The following is a 14,831-nucleotide window of genomic DNA, read 5'->3' as shown; positions in this document are numbered from 1 at the left end:
CTCCACACGAAAGAGCGGCCTTTCGGTCACGGTGCAGTGGTTCCGCCCGGCGGAACGGGGAATACAGCTCCTCCACCAGGCGAAGGTGCCGGACTCACGCACACGAAGGGCACACACCAATGAGGGTGAACAAGAAGAGCCTGCTCGCGGTCGGCGCGGCGGCGGTCGTCGCGACGCTCGGCCTCGCGGCCTGCTCCACCGGATCGGGCGAGGCCGACGAGGCCGCGGCCGCGGGCGGCACGCTCACGGTCTGGGTCGACGCCGAGCGCGTCGACGCGCTGCAGGCCGCAGCCGACGCCTACTCCGAAGAGAAGGGTGTCGAGGTCGAGCTCGTCGGCAAGGACAACGCCGACATCAAGGACGACTTCATCCAGCAGGTGCCGACCGGCAAGGGCCCCGACATCACGATGGGTGCGCACGACTGGCTCGGCGAGCTCTCGACGAACGGCGTGGTCGCGCCGATCGAACTCGGCGACTCCGCCGCCGACTACCTCCCGGTCGCGGTCGACGCGTCGACCTATGAGGGCACCACCTACATGCTTCCGTACGCGGTCGAGAACATCGCCGTGCTGCGCAACGCCGACCTCGTTCCCGAGGCCGCCACGAGCTTCGACGACATGGTCGCCAAGGGTCAGGCCGCCGGCCTCGCCCACCCGTTCGTGGTCGAGCAGGGTGCCGAGGGCAACCCGTACCACCTCTACCCGTTCCAGACGGCGTTCGGCGCTCCGGTCTTCGGCACGAACGACGAGGGCTACGACCCCACCGACCTGCAGCTCGGAAACGCGGGCGGCGAGGAGTTCGCCTCGTGGCTCGGCGCGCAGGGCAAGAACGGCACCGGCAACTTCAACACCGACATCGACGGTGACATCGCCAAGCAGGCGTTCCTCGACGGCACCGCCGCCTTCTGGCTGACCGGTCCGTGGAATGTCGGCGCCGCGATCGACGGCGGCATCAACGTCGCGATCGACACCGTGCCCAGCCCGACCGCTGAGGCGGCCCAGCCGTTCGCCGGCGTCAAGGGCTTCTTCGTCTCGTCGGAGTCCGAGAACAAGGTCGCCGCGAACGACTTCCTCGTGAACTACATCGGCACCGAAGACGTGCAGCTCGAGCTCTTCGAGGCGGGCAACATCCTCCCGGCGCTCTCGGCCGCAGCCGAGACCGCGTCGAGCGACCCGATCATCGAGGGCTTCGCCGCCGTCGGTGCCGAGGCCGTGCCGATGCCCGCGATCCCCGCCATGGGTTCGGTCTGGGAGTACTGGGGCATCGCCCAGGCCGGCGTCATCAACGGGGCCGACCCCGTCGCGACCTGGCAGAAGCTGACCAGCGACGTGCAGGCTGCGATCAGCAAGTAACGACCGAGACGCTCCGGGTCGGATGTCGCAGCGACATCCGACCCGGAGCCCTCACGTTCGACGGGAAGAGCAAGCAGCATGACGACCACGGTTGACGAAGAGGTCACGCCCGAAACCTCGGGTACGGCACCGAAACCCACGAAGCGGCAGCGGCAGGCCGCACGCATCGCCGACGCGGCATCCGGTGGGGTGAAGATGCTGCTCTTCAAGCTGCTCGCGCTCGGAATCATCGACGCGATCGCCGTGTTCGCGGTCTTCGTGCTCGTCGGCGCAGGGCAATGGCTCGTCGCGGCCATCGTCGGCGTGGTCGCCGTCGCCGTCAACTGGATCTACTTCTCACGCCGCAAGCTCCCGGCGAAATACCTCACGCCGGGCGTGATCTTCCTCGTCGTGTTCCAGGTGTTCGTGGTCGTCTACACCGGCTACATCGCCTTCACCAACTACGGCACCGGGCACAACGGCTCTCAAGAGCAGGCGGTCTCGTCGCTCATGGCGTCCTCGCTCGAACGAGTGCCCGACTCGCCGACCTACGGTGTCACCGTCGTCGACCAGTTCGGCACCCTCGGCCTGCTCGTCACCGATCCAGATGGCCAGGCGAGCGTCGGTACGACCGAACAGCCGCTCACCGAGGTCGACGCAGACATGGAGGGCGGCAAGGCCGTCGCCATCGACGGATGGACCACCCTCAGCTTCGCCGACGTGATCGCACGCACCGACGAGATCACCGAACTCGCTGTGCCGTTCTCCGACGACCCGAACGACGGCGCCATCCGCACGCCGGACGGGTCGAGCGGTTACCTCTACCTCTCGAACCTCGAATACGACGAGGCCGCCGGCACGATGACCGACCTCTCGACGGGCACGGTGTACTCCGACATCGGCACGGGTGCGTTCACCTCGGCCGACGGCGACGAACTGCTGCCCGGGTGGCAGATCACCGTCGGCTTCGACAACTTCGTGCGCGCGGTCACCGATCCGCGCCTCGCGCAACCGCTCGTGTACGTCACCCTCTGGACGTTCGCATTCGCGCTCATTTCAGTCGCCTCGACGTTCTTCCTCGGGCTGTTCCTCGCGATCGTGTTCAACGACATGCGCATGCGTGGACGGAAGTTCTACCGGATCATGATGATCCTGCCGTACGCGATCCCGTCGTTCCTGTCGGCCCTGATCTGGGCGGGCATGATGAACGAGAGCTTCGGATTCATCAACCAGGTGCTGCTCGGAGGAGCATCCATACCGTGGCTGACCGATCCATTGATGGCGAAGGTCTCGGTGCTCATCGTGAACCTGTGGCTCGGGTTCCCCTACATGTTCCTCGTGTGCATGGGCGCGTTGCAGTCGATCCCCGACGACATTCAGGAGGCGGCGACCGTCGACGGCGCGAAACCGTGGGCGATCTTCCGGCTGATCAAGCTGCCACTGCTGCTCGTCACCGTCGCGCCGTTGCTCATCGCATCGTTCGCGTTCAACTTCAACAACTTCAACGTGATCTACATGTTGACCGATGGCGGCCCACGCGACGCGAACGCCCCCATCCCGGTCGGGTTCACCGACCTGCTCATCACCATGGTCTACAAGGTGGCCTTCACCGGACAATCGCGTGACTACGGCCTGGCGAGCGCGTACTCGATCATCATCTTCATCATCGTCGCGGTGATCTCGATCATCGCCTTCCGTCGCACCAAGAGCCTCGAGGAGCTGAACTGATGGCTGACTCCCTGGACACCTCGGCGGGCACGCCGTACCGCGAGGGCGACCTGCTGCGGTCGGGCGCAGTCGTGGCAGGCCTCGACCCCCAAGCGGTCGAGACGGCGAAGCGCGGCGGCCCCAGGCGGCCGTTCGACTTCGGCCGTTGGTTCCGTGCGACCGGGTGGCGGCACATCGTTGCGCTCATCATGGTCGCGTTCGCCCTGTTCCCGATCGTGTTCGTGATCTCGTCGTCGCTGAACCCGCAGGGAACCCTCACCGGGTCGAACGCGCTGTTCTCGAAGATCGGCCTCGAGAGCTACGCGCGCATCCTGTCCGACCCGCAGGTTCCGTACCCGGCGTGGTTCGCGAACACGCTGATGGTCGCCGGCATCACCGCGGTCGGCACGGTCTTCCTCGGCGCGCTCGCGGCGTATTCCTTCTCGCGCATGCGCTTCACCGGGCGTCGGTTCGGTCTCATCTCCATCGTCGTCGTGCAGATGTTCCCGCAGCTGCTCGCGGTCGTCGCGATCTTCCTGCTCATGAGCTCGATCAGCGACTGGTTCCCCGCGATCGGCCTGAACACCCACATCGGCCTGATCATGGTGTACCTCGGCGGTGCGCTCGGCGTGAACACCTTCCTCATGTATGGCTTCTTCAACACGATTCCCGCGTCGATCGATGAGGCGGCGAAGATCGACGGCGCGGGCCACGCCCGCATCTTCTTCACGATCATCCTGCGTCTCGCGGCACCGATCCTCGCGGTCGTCGCGCTGCTGTCGTTCATCGCGTCCGTGAACGAGTTCGTCGTGGCGTCGGTGCTGCTCATCGACACCGAGAAGCAGACCCTCGCCGTGGGCCTCACGAAGCTCGTCTCGAATCCGCGCTACGCGGACTGGAGCGCGTTCTCGGCCGGCGCGGTGATGGCGGCGCTCCCGGTCGTCGCCCTGTTCCTCTGGTTGCAGAAGTACATCGTCGGCGGCCTGACGGCCGGCGCGGTCAAGTAGGTCGCCGGGTCACAGCGTCGCGTCGCCCCGGCGTGGAGAGGTGTTGCTCGTTCAGGGGATTTCAGCGACACACCGAGCAGGCCGGGGCCCATGACGGCGTGTCGCCAAAATCCCCTGAACGAGCAGACAGCCCGCAACACCTGAGAGGGTCGAACCATGCCTGAGCGACTGAGCCCCCACCACGACGGATCGCCGCTGCACGTCTCGACCCAGGCGCCCGCGCTCGGCGAGGTCGTGCGCGTTCGGCTGCGCGTGCCCGACACGTTCGGTCCGCTGCGCTGGGTCGGCACGCGTTCGAACCCCAACCGCGAACCCCGGTTCGACGAGGCGGTGCGGCTGCCCGACGGTGGCACGGGCGCGCCCGGCGCGGCCGGCGTGGCTGACGGCTGGCAGTGGTGGGAGGCCGCGGTCGAGGTCGAGAATCCCGTGCACGGCTATCGCTGGCTACTCGTCGGCGGTGACGGCCGTCAGCATTGGCTGAACCAGGCTGGGCTGTCGAGCGTCGAGGTGCGCGATCACGACGACTTCCGTCTCGTCGCGCATGCGCCGGCACCAGAGTGGGCCGCCTCGAGCGTGATGTACCAGGTGTTCCCCGATCGGTTCGCGAAGTCTGATGCCGCGCCGTTCGAGAGGCTCCGGGAAGAGACGAAGCTGCCCGACTGGGCGATCCCCGCCGAGTGGACAGACCAGCTCGACCCCGTGCCGCCGGGCCGCTCGGCGCAGTTCTACGGCGGCGACCTCGACGGCGTGCGCGAGCACCTCGACCACCTCGAGGCCATCGGCATCAACCTGCTGTACCTCACCCCGTTCTTCCCGGCTCGGTCGAACCACCGCTACGACGCCTCGACGTTCGACCACGTCGACCCGCTGCTCGGCGGCGACGAGGCGCTGGTCAGGCTCGTCGAGGCGGCTCACGCGCGGGGCATCCGTGTCATCGGCGACCTCACGTCGAATCACTCGGGCGACGCGCACGAGTGGTTCCGCGCGGCGCAGGCCGACCCCGCCGCGCCCGAACGGGCCTTCTACTACCTGCACGACGACGGAACGTACGAGTCGTGGCTGGGCGTGCCGAGCCTGCCGAAGTTCGACTGGAAGTCGCGCGAGCTGCGCCGCCGGTTCATCGACGGACCCGACTCCGTGGTGGCCCGGTTCCTGGCGCCGCCGTTCAACCTCGACGGGTGGCGCATCGACGTCGCAAACATGACGGGGCGGCTCGGCGACGAAGATCTCAACGAGCAGGTGCGGCTCACGATCCGCGCGACGATGCTCGACGTGAACGCCGACACGATCCTGCTGGGCGAGTCGACGAACGACGCCGCGAGCGATTTCCAGGGCGACGCGTGGCACGGCGCGATGACATACACGCCGCTCACCCGACCGTTGTGGAGCTGGCTGCAGCAGCCGGGCAGCCCCGCCGGCGGCGGCATCGGATTCGCGCTCGCGCGGGTGCCGACGTTCACGGGTGGCGAGTTCGTCGCGGCGCACCAGCGCTTCGCTGCGGGGTTCCCGTGGCGCACGCGCGTCGCGACCATGAACGCGCTCGACACGCACGACACCCCGCGGTTCGCGACCTCCGCCCTGCCCGGAACCGTGCCCGTCGCGTTCGGGCTCGCGGTGACGCTGCCGGGAATCCCGGTCGTGTGGGCGGGCGACGAGTTCGGGCTCACCGGCATCGACGGCGAGGCATCGCGCACGCCGATTCCGTGGGGGAGCGAGGGCTCGGCGGATGTCGCACCGGTGCTCGAGACGTACCGTTCGCTCGTCGCGCTGCGGCGGGCGCATCCGGTACTCGCCACGGGTGGCATCCGCTGGCTCGCGGTCGGCGACGACGCGGTCGCGTTCGTGCGCGAATCGGCAGAAGAGACCCTGCTGGTCTTCGCCGCGCGCGCCGCGTCGACGCTGTCGTTCGAGACCGCTGCGCTGCCGCTCGGGTCGGCCCTGTCGGCGCGATCGGATGCCGCTGCTGTGGCGTTCGGCGATGCCGGGCTCGCGACATCCGACGGTTCCACGACGCTCTCGGCGACCGGGCCCTCGTTCGCCGGCTGGGTGCTGCCGGGCGTTTCGACGCCCGCGTGGTGACGCCGGACGCGGAGGCGATCAGCCGCAGAGTTCGGCCGGCGGAATCCCTCCGTCGGCCCCGATTTCTCGCGGACCCGCGGTGGTTCGAAGCACGCCTCGTGAGGTGATATCCTCGTACGGTTGCCAATTGCGGCGCACGCCCCGATAGCTCAGTGGTAGAGCACTTCCATGGTAAGGAAGGGGTCGTCAGTTCAATCCTGACTCGGGGCTCTGGTTCGGTCTGAGCGTATGCTCGAAGAACCTTCCCGGCGGGGTAGCTCAGGTGGTTAGAGCACACGGCTCATAATCGTGGTGTCGCGGGTTCGAGTCCCGCCCTCGCTACAAGAGGCCCGGATTTCTGCGGAAGTTCGGGCCATTCGTGTGTTATCAGGTAGGCCGACCCCGCACAAACCCCGCACATTCGATTCCGACACTCGAGCGCCGGGCGCGCCGCACCCCGCACTTTCAGCGCGCGAGGTAGTCGCCCATCGCCGCTGCGGCGCGAGCGCTCTCGGCGTTCTTGGCCATGTACACGTCTTGCGTGATCGATGGGTTCTCGTGGCCGAGGTACTCGGCGATGTCGCGCGCCGAGAGGCCGGCACGGTCGAGGGCCGTCGCGACCGTCTTGCGGAAGCTGTGCGTCGTCACGGTCGGGTAGCCGATCCGCTCTCGCGCCTCGGCCCAGTCTCGCGACGTGTTGCGCGGGTCGCGGAGGTTGCCGAGCACGGTCGGGAACACGAGCCCGAGCGGGTTCGACTCAAGGCGCACACGCCGGTCGACGAGCATGCCGAGCAGCGACGACGGCAACGCGATCGTGCGGGCGCCGGCCTTCGTCTTCGTGTGGTCCTGGCGGATGAGGCCCACGCCGCGCGCTCGCACGACGTTGGCGCGGATCGTCACCCGGCCCGCCTCGAGGTCTACGTCATCCCAGACGATCGCGCACGCCTCGCCGACGCGGCATCCGGTGCCGGCCAGAAACTCGATCATGTCGGCCGCGTCGACCTGGCGAAGCCGCTCGTCAGCGCGCACCGCCTCGAGCAGCTCGGCGAGCCGCTCGACCGGGATCGCCTCGGCGCCGCCTCTCGCCCTGGCGATCGGCGAGAGTTCCCGCACCGGATTGTGCCTGACCGCGTTCGCACGCGCTGCGATGCCCATCATCCCCGAGAGCACCGCGCGGCACCCCTTCGCAGCGCCCGGCCCATTCGTAGACCGCACGCGCGCGATGAACCGCTCGAGGCGCTCTGGCGTCGCCTCAGCGATCGTCACCGACCCGAGCGCCGGCCGCACGAGATGCTCGATCGTCTGCCGGTACGTGTCGAGCGTGCGCGGCGCGCGGTCGGCCTTCGACTCGAGGAACCTGTCAGCGAGCTCGGACAGGTGCGTCTCGCGGCGCACGTCGCCGCCCGTGCTCGTGCTGAGCGTCGTCAACGCGCGCTTGAGCGACGCGACGGCCTTGGCCTTCGACGGCGCGAAACGCTCGACCTGGCGAAGCCTGCCGTCCTCGAACCGGTATCGCGTGCGCGCGCGCCAGCGCCCCGGCTCGACCTCGACGACGGTAACGGCGCCGTGGCTCGCGATCGGCGTGCGAGGGCGTGGCACGACTATGCCCCTGCGCCGGTCTGGCCGCGTTCGTCGGCTCTGCGCCGGATTGTCGGTACTGCGATCCCTTGGTTCTGCAGCTCGACCTCGAGGGCGCGCAGTCGCTTGTTGATCTCAATCGTCCGTTTCACTGCGAGTTCGTGGGCGGTCGGGTTGTCCGCGAGGCCCTGCGCGTCGACCGCAGATTGGTCGTACTCGCTCAGTAGTTCGTCGTAGGCGAGCTTCAGAGTGAAGGGTTCGGTCGCCGCATACCAGGCGGAGAAGTCGCCGCTGGATGGTCGGGAATCGGTCGCCGGTATGTAGTCGCTCCAACCGTTGAACCAGTCGACGGCGTGCCAGGGATCGCTGAACGCGCCGTTCAGAATCTCGACGGTTCCACCGCCCTCGATCGGAATTAGCAGCGCCATCGGTGGCACGTCGAGCGCTTTCGCAAGCACGAGCAAGTCGGCGACCGATACGAAGTCGCGCCGGCCGCTCTCGAGGTTCGCGATGACTGATCGCTTGATCTCATGGCCGAGTTCCGCCGTCCGGTCTGCCAGCGCCTGCGCGCTCATCTTCGACTCTGGACGCTCTCGGTAGCGCTTCACCTGCCGCCCGACGCTCTCGGCGAGCCGTGCCGGCCAGGAGTCGGAACTGTTGCGTTCTGCCATGTGTAGAAACAATACCCGCATTGGTTGCATCCTCCAAGCACTTCGAGGTACTGTGATGTCTAGAAGTAATCCACGATCAATCTGTGTCAGGAGATGGCAACATGGATCTTTTGAAGGCAGCTCGCGAGGACGGGCACGCGACTCTCACTCGTGCCGAGGTCGCACGTCTCCTTCGGATCGACCCCCGAACTGTGAACGAGGGCATCCGCGAGGGAACCATCCCAAGCGTTCGGGTCGGCCGGCGTGTTCTGATCCCACGTGAGCCGCTACTCGAGATGTTCAGTACCTCGCAGCAGAAGCCGGGGGACGACCGATGAGCGCCACTCTTCGCAGCGTGGACTCGCTGCCGGAACTCTCGACCCGGCCAGAGCTCTCCGAGTTCACCGGGGTTGCAGTGTCCACCCTCGCGCGGTGGATGACTGAGGGCGTTGGCCCTAAAGCGACCAAGCTCGGCGCTCACGTCCGGTATCGCAAAGCTGATGTGCTCCGCTGGCTCGATGCATGCGCCGTCGAAGAGGCGGCGGGTCCGGCATGAGCGCGCAAGCGGCGGCGGGGGAGACCGTGCTCGCAAGCTACGTCTCTCGCGCCGACGGCTCGAGCGCCTCGCTCTTCGAGCAGATGCAGGCCGCGCGGGTCGAGCGGGATCGATTCGAGCCGGCCTCGGAGATGTTCAACATCTTCGATGCCGATCTTCGCGAGCTGAAGCTGGCCGCGATCGTACAGAGAGGCGAGCACCATGGCGAGCGAGAATGAGCCGCCGTTGGCAGAGGTCGTCCCTATCGAGGGACGCGGCCGCGGTAGCCGCAAGAGCGGCGACAGCGCACCGGTCGCTTTCGCTGGCCCTGACGGCAAGCTCGACGCGACGCAGGTCGCAGCACACGTTTCGCCCGGCCTCGGCCGCGGCATCGATCTCGACTGGTACGTGTACGACACCGGAGTCTGGCGCCGCGACCCGGAGTGCATCACTCGACGAGTCGCCGCCGCCCTCGGCCACCGCTACAGCCAGACCGTGCGCGGACAGGTCGAGGCGCACATGTTGAACCTCGACCTCACCTCGGTGGGCGTGCGAGACCTCCCGAGCGGATACCTGCCGTACATCGTTCTCGACGATGGGGTCTACCACTGGCGCGAGGATGACATCACCGACCACGACCCCGCCCTCGGTGCGCTCACGAAGCTCCCGGTGAGGTTCGATCCGACCGCCGAGTGCTCGAACTTCGACACCTGGTTGACAACGACGCTCGAGGATCCCGCCCTGATCGAGCACGTCTGGGAAATTCTCGGCTACATCCTCATGACTGGCAATCCATTCCAGAAGGCATTCCTCTTCCAGGGCGCCGGGGGCAACGGGAAGTCCGTACTGCTACGTGTCATCCAGCGTCTACTCGGCCGCGACAATTACTCGGCCGTGCCGCTCCACACCCTGATCGAGGATCGATTCGCGCCGGCCGCGCTGTTCGGCGTGCAAGCGAACATCTCGGGCGACCTCTCGAGCAAGTTCGTAAACGAGCCCGAAATCCTCAAGACCGTGACCGGAGGCGATGACCTCACATGCTCGAGGAAGTTCGGGCAACAGTTCACCTTCACGCCCTACGCCGTGCCGATCTTCGCCGCGAACGAGTACTTCCGCACGTCGGACACATCGAAGGGCTGGCAACGCAGATGGTGCGTCGTTGAATTCAACCGCGACGTGACGATGCTCGGACCGTTCGACGAGTCGGTGCTGTTCGATGAGCTCGCCGGCATCTTCAACCACGCGATGCGCTCGCTTCGGGAACTGATGTCGCGTGGCCGGTTCGACCCGCCGCAGCTCGCAGTCGACGCGACAAAGCGACTGCACGACGCGGCCGACCCGATCGCTCAGTGGCTCGAGGATGACGAGAACGTCGTGCTCGACGCATCCGGCGCGGCAGCCCGCGTGGATGTCTACCAGACGTACCGGCGCTGGTGCACCGCGAACGGCTACCAGGCGGTCGCGTCGGGCCCGTTCGGGTCGAAGCTCCGAGCACACGGGATCGGCTCGTCACAGCCGAACGTCGGCGGTCGTCGCGTGCGGTATTACACCGGCATCACGGTCCTCAGGGCCGACTGAGAACGACGGAGACGAAGCGATGAACAAGACCGAGCTGATGACCATCATCCGGGCGCACGTCGACGCTTGCGAAGAGGTCGCCTCGCTGATCGTGGCAGACATCCACACGGCTCATGGTGTGTCGGCCCAATCACTTGAGGCCGCGAAGGCCCGCCGCGCTGCGACCTACTCGGCCCTCCTGGGGGCCGTCGCACACCTTCCGATCCCCGTCGCAGGAGACGAGCGGTGAACGCCTCGCCCCTCGACCGGGCCGCGATCCTCGCATGGCTCGACGAGCGCGCCGTCTCGGTCGGGTTCGTGCCCACGGCCGTGTACCTCGGCCTCGCCGACCGCATCCGCCGCGGCGACTTCGATGAGAGGGCCGACCGATGACCCGCCTTCACTTGCTCGGCGACGCGCTGCCGCCGCTGCCGCCGCCGGCCCGCTCGCGCGACGACGCCGCCGCCCTGGCGCTCTGGCTCCGCGGCTGGGATGCCTGCGCCGCATGGCTCTGGCCGCAGCTCGACCGAGCGAACCGCGACGCCGACCTCTGGTACGAGCGCGCGAACAACACCCCCACGGCACTGGCGGAGATTCGCCAGCGCCGCCTAGACGCCCACTTCGAACAGGAGTGGGAGCGGTTCAGCACCGCACATCACAACACCGCCCCGGCGCCCGCCGGGCACCACGAAAGGCACTGAAACCATGTCACTGTTCACCACCACGAAGCCCGCCGCCGGCCTGCCCACCGGCTACGACGACGAGCGCTCGGTCTATTTCGTCCCCGAGGCCGCCCGCGAGCACTACGCGGCCGTCTACCCCGCGGTCGCCGAGGCGCACACCGCGCTGTCGCGCGGCGACGCATTCGCCGGGATGAACTCCCGCGCCTTCGCGCGACAGGTCGTCAACCGCCGCTACAGCGGCGAGCACCGCCCGACCGACCTCGCGCCCCACGTCATCGACGCCCGGATCGAGGCCGACGTCGAGTCCCTCAAGTGGGAGATCCTGAACGACTACGAGGGCGTGTTCGCCCACCGTGCCGCGGTCGCGGCCGCTCTCGCCGAGTCGACGGCCGTCCGCGAGCGGGCGCGCGCCGCCGCTGCCCACGAGAAGCACCACACCTGCCCGGAATGCGGCACCGTCGCACTAACTCGCGAGACCGGCCTGCCGGTCAAGACCCGTGCGCTGTACTTCGAAGAGGCCGAGGACCGCGCGCCGTACCCCACAAAGGCACTCCGCTCGTGCGCGATCTGCTTCGAGCAGGTGCGCGCCGCCTACATCGCCCAGCAGGCCGAGACCAAGCTCGCTGACGGCCGCACCCGCGCTGAGGCCGCACGCGACACCCTGCGCCGCCTGTTCGCCTGAGCATCCAGCCGACCAAACACACCATCCCGAAAGGATCAAGATCATGGCACGTGGCGATATCGAAGTACCGATCAGCTCCGAAACCAAGGGGTTCAAGCAAGGCGTCGAGACCGGCATCATCAAGCCCCTCGAGGACGCTGAGAAGGCCCTCGAAGAACTCGGCAAGAGCAAGGGTGCCGACCAGCTCGAGCGCGACCTCGAGGCCGCGCAGAAGGCAACCGACAACCTCGCGGACGAGACGAAGGACGCCGCCCGCATCATCGAGCGCGAGTACCGCGACGCCTACCGCAAGATGAAGCAATCCGCCGACGACGGATTCGACAAAGCGAAGGAGGGTGCCAACGACCTGAAAGACGAGGCCGGCCAGGCTGGCCGCGAGTCCGCGGCCAGCTTCCGCGGCGAGTGGTCCGACGTCGGCGAGTTCATCCAAGAGACCGTCGCGAACGGCATGTCCGGGTTCGGCCCGCTCGGAGCCGCCGCAGGCATCGCGGCCGCGGTCGGCATCGGCGTGATCACGTCGGAGATTCAGAAGCAGCAAGAGGAAGCCGACGAACTCAAGCGCCGACTCACCGAGGCGTACATCGCCGCCGCAGAGGAAGGCCGCAACTACCTCAGCGTTCAGCAGATCATCGAGGAATCTGGCGCGATCTACGAGGACGCCGAGCGCCTCGCGGTCGCGACGGCGGATGCCGCGAAGTTCGCGGTAGATCGGCAGCTCGTCGTGCAGGCGATGGCCGGCGACGAGGACGCAATCAATGCCGTCATCGCCGCAGGCAACGCGCTCGTCGACGAAGGCACGCAGAAGATGCGCGACAAGGCCGACGCCGGCAAGAACGTGTTCGACATCGAGACGGCAGAGGTCGCGACCCTCGAGCAGATCGTCGGTAAGTACCAGGATCAGCTCGGCCTGCAGCAGACCGTGAAGAGCAACGCCGAAGAGTACTTGGCGCTCGTCGAAGCCCAGAACGCCAAAGAGGCCGCCGGCAACAGCGCTGCGCGACAGGCGATCACCGACCGTGGCGCCGCGCTCGAGCGGTACTACGCGAAGGCCGCAAACCCGCCGCAGCCCACGGTGAAGGTCAACGTGAACACGACCGACCTCGACGCCCTCGAACGACGCCTGAACCGCGGCGCGACCATGACCGTGCGCGTGAACGCTGACGGCACGATTGGAAGGTTCCTCGAATGACCCGCTTCGATGACGAGATCACCGATGCGGAGTTCCTCGCGATGAACCATCGACGCATCGACTGCCCGCTCTCGTGGTGCCGCGGCCGCTACCTCGACCACGGCGGCGACGGCGCCGAGCCCGACGCATGGGTCCACGAGGGCGAAGACATCAAGCTCGGCTCGCTCGGCTCGGCCGCGTTCATCCGCGTCGGCGCCGGGCCGGTCCGGCTCGCCATGTCCCTCGAGCTGCGCGGCGAGTTCGACGTAGACGGCTTGCAGGCGATTGCCGCCGATCTGCACGGCATCCAGGCATGGACGGCGCAGATCGGCGCGATCCTCGCCAGCGACCCGATGAGTGGAGCACTCGAATGAACCGCGTTCCGTCCGACGAGTGGGTCGTCGAGCTCGACGGCTTCGAGCGGCGCATGCTCGTGCAGGGATACTCGCCGTCAACCATCCGCACCCGCCTCGCCCGCCTCCGCCGGTTCGCGGGCGAGGCGGCCGCGGCGCCATGGGCGATGACCCCGGCCATGGTCGCGGCATGGCTCTCGCAGCTCGCCGAGGGCCAGCAGCGAAAGGACTACCGGATCGCGCTGCGCGGTTTCTACGAGTGGGGCCACCGCCGCGGACTCGCCGAGCCCGGCATGGTCCCCCCGCCAGTCGCGCCGGGCCGCACGATCGAGGCCGTCTGGAGTGATGCCCTCACCGCGTTCGAGGTCGCCGAGCGCGCCGCCGGCCGGGCGCCCGCGACGATCCGGCGCCGCATCGATCGGGTTCGCCGGTTCGCTGCAGGCCGCGAGGGCTCGCCCTGGCACGTCACAGTCGAGGATGTCGAGGGCTGGCTGCAATCGTTCACCGGCCCGCACGTCGAGGCATCGCTGCGCGACTCGCTGCGCGCGTTCTACCGCTGGGCCGTGCGCAGCGGTCGCGCCCACACCGACCCGACCGACAGCGGCACGCATCGCTCGCTTCGCCTCGCGGTGCCCGAGGCATGGGAACCAGTGCTCACCGCGTACGACCGGGCCATGATCGGCACCGGCTACCCGGCAACCACGCGCGGCCAATACCTCGCACACCTGCGCCGCTTCGCCCGCGACTGCCCCTCGCTCGAGCCGACGACAGTCGCGCTCGATGACCTGCTCGAATGGATGGGCGGCAAGCACTGGGCCGCCGAGACGCGACGCGGCGCACGGTCGGCCCTGCGCCAGTTCTACCGGTGGATGGTCGACTCAGGGCGCATCGAAGCCAGCCCAGCCGAGAAGCTCCCCAAGGTGAGGCTGACACGCTACCTCGCCCGCCCAACCGACGACGACGCGCTGCGCGGCGCGCTCGAGGACGCCGACGATCGGGAGACACTCGCGATCCGCCTCGCCGTCGAGGCCGGCCTACGCGCGGGCGAGGTTGCCCGCGTGCACTCCCGCGACATCGCCGGGCCGACCGACTCGGCATGGCTCGTCGTACACGGCAAAGGCTCGAAGCAGCGGCGCGTCCCGATCAAGGCCAGCCTCGCCGCGCAGCTCCGTGCGCGTGGCGACGGGTTCGTGTTCCCCGGCGGAAGCGCCGGTCACCTGTCCGCCGGCTACATGTCGAAGATCATCTCGCGGCTCCTGCCCGAGGGCGTCACCATGCACACGCTGCGGCACCGGTTCGCGACTCGCGCCTACAATCACGGCCGTGACGTGTTCACCGTGCAGCAGCTGCTCGGCCACGCCTCACCCGCGACGACTCAGCGCTACGTGCTCGTCTCCGACGACAGCATGCGCGACCTCGTAAACGCCGTCGCATAGACGCGACTCACACACTGCGCCCCGGTCGCCTCGAGCTGGCCGGGGCGCAGCCGCGCACCCCCGCACCCCCGAGCGGATGCCATGCC

The 14,831-nt window shown here is 68.0% G+C and carries 17 protein-coding genes and 2 tRNA genes; 17 read left to right on the top strand and 2 right to left on the bottom strand.

Annotated features, from left to right (window positions below):
* Positions 1-119: 119 nt before the first annotated feature.
* The 6 genes from LSF15_RS16395 to LSF15_RS16370 all read left to right on the top strand — a co-directional run bounded on the left by LSF15_RS16395 (position 120) and on the right by LSF15_RS16370 (position 6,445).
* Positions 120-1,352: a sugar ABC transporter substrate-binding protein gene (locus LSF15_RS16395; RefSeq protein ID WP_232499636.1), complete on the top strand. Its 1,233-nt coding sequence runs from the start codon at positions 120-122 to the stop codon at positions 1,350-1,352.
* Positions 1,353-1,430: 78 nt separating this feature from the next.
* Positions 1,431-3,059 (top strand): ABC transporter permease subunit, encoded by a 1,629-nt coding sequence (locus LSF15_RS16390; RefSeq protein WP_232499635.1) that lies wholly within the window; start codon positions 1,431-1,433, stop codon positions 3,057-3,059.
* On the top strand, positions 3,059-4,045 hold the full coding sequence (locus LSF15_RS16385) for a sugar ABC transporter permease (RefSeq protein WP_232499634.1): 987 nt from the start codon (positions 3,059-3,061) through the stop codon (positions 4,043-4,045). The genes LSF15_RS16390 and LSF15_RS16385 overlap by 1 nt, the downstream gene beginning before the upstream one ends.
* Positions 4,046-4,201: 156 nt before the next feature.
* Positions 4,202-6,124 (top strand): glycoside hydrolase family 13 protein, encoded by a 1,923-nt coding sequence (locus LSF15_RS16380; protein ID WP_232499633.1) that lies wholly within the window; start codon positions 4,202-4,204, stop codon positions 6,122-6,124.
* 138 nt (positions 6,125-6,262) lie between these two features.
* Positions 6,263-6,334, top strand: a tRNA-Thr gene (locus tag LSF15_RS16375).
* Positions 6,335-6,371: 37 nt separating this feature from the next.
* A tRNA-Met gene (locus LSF15_RS16370) sits at positions 6,372-6,445 on the top strand.
* A 123-nt stretch (positions 6,446-6,568) separates the two neighbouring features.
* On the opposite strand, the gene LSF15_RS19100 is transcribed toward LSF15_RS16370, so the two are convergent.
* Positions 6,569-7,702: a site-specific integrase gene (locus LSF15_RS19100; protein WP_232499632.1), complete on the bottom strand. Its 1,134-nt coding sequence runs from the start codon at positions 7,700-7,702 to the stop codon at positions 6,569-6,571.
* A gap of 2 nt (positions 7,703-7,704) precedes the next feature.
* On the bottom strand, positions 7,705-8,352 hold the full coding sequence (locus tag LSF15_RS16360) for a helix-turn-helix domain-containing protein (protein WP_232499631.1): 648 nt from the start codon (positions 8,350-8,352) through the stop codon (positions 7,705-7,707).
* A gap of 101 nt (positions 8,353-8,453) precedes the next feature.
* Here LSF15_RS16360 and LSF15_RS16355 point away from each other — a divergent pair, with 101 nt between their 5' ends.
* The 11 genes from LSF15_RS16355 to LSF15_RS16305 are packed head-to-tail and all read left to right on the top strand — an operon-like array spanning position 8,454 to position 14,745.
* Positions 8,454-8,669, top strand: a complete 216-nt coding sequence (locus tag LSF15_RS16355; protein ID WP_232499717.1) for a helix-turn-helix domain-containing protein — start codon at positions 8,454-8,456, stop codon at positions 8,667-8,669.
* The gene (locus LSF15_RS18890; RefSeq protein ID WP_269756565.1) at positions 8,666-8,887 is read left to right on the top strand and encodes a helix-turn-helix transcriptional regulator; all 222 of its coding nucleotides are present in this window, start codon (positions 8,666-8,668) and stop codon (positions 8,885-8,887) included. Before LSF15_RS16355 ends, LSF15_RS18890 begins: the two co-directional genes overlap by 4 nt.
* Positions 8,884-9,105 carry a hypothetical protein gene (locus tag LSF15_RS16345; protein WP_232499630.1) on the top strand — a complete coding sequence of 74 codons (222 nt, stop codon included), beginning with the start codon at positions 8,884-8,886 and terminating at the stop codon, positions 9,103-9,105. Before LSF15_RS18890 ends, LSF15_RS16345 begins: the two co-directional genes overlap by 4 nt.
* Positions 9,089-10,444 (top strand): DNA primase family protein, encoded by a 1,356-nt coding sequence (locus LSF15_RS16340; protein ID WP_232499629.1) that lies wholly within the window; start codon positions 9,089-9,091, stop codon positions 10,442-10,444. The genes LSF15_RS16345 and LSF15_RS16340 overlap by 17 nt, the downstream gene beginning before the upstream one ends.
* Before the next feature lie 19 nt (positions 10,445-10,463).
* Positions 10,464-10,673, top strand: coding sequence for a hypothetical protein (locus LSF15_RS16335; protein WP_232499628.1), 210 nt, complete (start codon positions 10,464-10,466; stop codon positions 10,671-10,673).
* A complete protein-coding gene (locus LSF15_RS16330; RefSeq protein WP_232499627.1) occupies positions 10,670-10,816 on the top strand; it encodes a hypothetical protein in 147 nt (48 codons plus the stop codon). Before LSF15_RS16335 ends, LSF15_RS16330 begins: the two co-directional genes overlap by 4 nt.
* Positions 10,813-11,124 (top strand): hypothetical protein, encoded by a 312-nt coding sequence (locus LSF15_RS16325; RefSeq protein ID WP_232499626.1) that lies wholly within the window; start codon positions 10,813-10,815, stop codon positions 11,122-11,124. The genes LSF15_RS16330 and LSF15_RS16325 overlap by 4 nt, the downstream gene beginning before the upstream one ends.
* 4 nt (positions 11,125-11,128) lie before the next feature.
* Positions 11,129-11,788 (top strand): hypothetical protein, encoded by a 660-nt coding sequence (locus LSF15_RS16320; protein WP_232499625.1) that lies wholly within the window; start codon positions 11,129-11,131, stop codon positions 11,786-11,788.
* Between the two features lie 43 nt (positions 11,789-11,831).
* Positions 11,832-12,977, top strand: a complete 1,146-nt coding sequence (locus LSF15_RS16315; protein WP_232499624.1) for a hypothetical protein — start codon at positions 11,832-11,834, stop codon at positions 12,975-12,977.
* Positions 12,974-13,330, top strand: coding sequence for a hypothetical protein (locus tag LSF15_RS16310; RefSeq protein WP_232499623.1), 357 nt, complete (start codon positions 12,974-12,976; stop codon positions 13,328-13,330). The genes LSF15_RS16315 and LSF15_RS16310 overlap by 4 nt, the downstream gene beginning before the upstream one ends.
* Positions 13,327-14,745, top strand: a complete 1,419-nt coding sequence (locus LSF15_RS16305) for a tyrosine-type recombinase/integrase (protein ID WP_232499622.1) — start codon at positions 13,327-13,329, stop codon at positions 14,743-14,745. Before LSF15_RS16310 ends, LSF15_RS16305 begins: the two co-directional genes overlap by 4 nt.
* The last annotated feature ends 86 nt before the right edge of the window (positions 14,746-14,831 follow it).

This window comes from Agromyces humatus (assembly GCF_021228295.1).
In the GTDB taxonomy this organism is placed as follows: Bacteria; Actinomycetota; Actinomycetes; order Actinomycetales; family Microbacteriaceae; genus Agromyces; species Agromyces humatus.
The sequence above is the reverse complement of the archived record's forward strand: the minus strand, read 5'-3'. Positions and strand labels throughout refer to the sequence as shown.